We start from the raw sequence: 1,561 nt of genomic DNA on the forward strand, positions 1-1,561 counted from the left end.
GGTTCAGGCGGGGTCTCGCTAAACTCGCCTTCGGCTCAAACAACGCGATCCCTGATCCGCCTGAACCTCCGCTCCTCGGCGCATCCACAAGGGGCAATCGGGAACGGATTCGGGAACGGGTTCCGGGTGGTGGCGGTTGCCTACTCCCAGGGTGTGGGGGGAGGGATCTCGCAGACGGGGTCTACGTCGATTGATTTGAAATCCGCCGGCCCGACGATTTCCAGGTATTCCATGTCGGGGGAGTAGTCGAACAGGAAGTGTTTGATGCCCGGGCGCTGGTGCACCACGTCGCCGGCCTCGACCAGGGTTTCCTTGTCTTCGTACATAAAGCGCGCCCAGCCCTTGACCATGATCACGATCTGGAAGTCCGCCTCATGGCGGTGCCATCCCGTGCCTGTTTCTGGTGCCATGTTCGCCTTGACAAGGTGCGCGATCACCTTGCCGTTGGTCGCGTCGGCAATGCCGAGGTCACGGTACAGGAAGAAATCGCGCAAACCGCCGGAAACAAACTGCGTGTCACCGGGCTTGACGTGGGAAAACTTGGTTGCGGTGCGGTCCAGCATGGGGTGCTCCTGTTCCATCAAGACATCCAACTCAGGATTGGTGCGGTGCAGCAAGCAGGAAGTGTTCCAGAGCCTGTATCAGCCCCGCCCAAGGGACGATCCGTGGTCTGGGATAATCCCCTCCTATGAGCGGCAATACTTTAGGAACCCTATTCGCAGTCACCAATTTTGGTGAATCCCACGGCCCGGCCATTGGCTGCGTGATTGACGGCTGCCCGCCGGGCATGGATTTAAGTGAAGCCGACATCCAGGTTGAGCTGGACCGCCGCCGCCCGGGCACCAGCCGCCACGTAACGCAGCGCAACGAGCCTGATGCCGTCGAGATACTCTCCGGCGTTTACCAGGGCAAGACCACCGGCACGCCGATCTGCCTGCTGATCCGCAACACCGACCAGCGCAGCAAGGACTACAGCAACATCCTGGAGACCTTCCGCCCCGGCCATGCCGACTACAGCTACCTGCACAAATACGGCCTGCGCGACCCGCGCGGCGGCGGCCGCTCCTCGGCGCGGCTGACGGCGCCCACGGTGGCGGCTGGCGCCGTCGCCAAAAAATGGTTGTTTGAAAAGTACGGCACGGTGTTTCGCGGCTGCATGACGCAGGTGGGCGATGAAGTCATTCTGTTCGAATCGTGGGAGCACGTGCCGAACAACCCGTTCTTTGCGCCGGTGGCCGATGTGTCAAAGCTTGAAAACTATATGGACGCCTTGCGCAAGGCCGGCGACTCCTGCGGCGCGCGCATACGCGTCACGGCTTCCGGCGTGCCGGTCGGCCTGGGCGAGCCGCTGTATGACAAGCTGGACGCCGACATCGCCTTTGCCATGATGGGCATCAATGCGGTCAAGGGTGTGGAAATCGGCGCCGGTTTCGCCAGTGTCACGCAGCGCGGCACCACGCATGGCGATTCGCTGACGCCTGAAGGTTTCCTGTCGAACAATGCCGGCGGCGTGCTGGGCGGCATCAGCACCGGCCAGGACCTGGAAGTCTCGATCGCGATC

At 62.2% G+C, this 1,561-nt stretch carries 2 protein-coding genes; one reads left to right on the top strand and one right to left on the bottom strand.

Translation table 11 applies throughout. The features are described 5' to 3' along the window. Window positions 1–140: 140 nt before the first annotated feature. Entirely contained in the window at window positions 141–563 is a 423-nt protein-coding gene (locus AC1D0P_RS25505) for a cupin domain-containing protein (protein ID WP_477679284.1), read from the bottom strand. Between the two features lie 125 nt (window positions 564–688). Here AC1D0P_RS25505 and aroC point away from each other — a divergent pair. Continuing rightward, the coding region (gene aroC, locus AC1D0P_RS25510) for a chorismate synthase (RefSeq protein WP_477679285.1) at window positions 689–1,561 on the top strand (873 nt) is incomplete at its 3' end.

It is taken from the genome of Polaromonas sp. P1_G2, assembly GCF_056405515.1.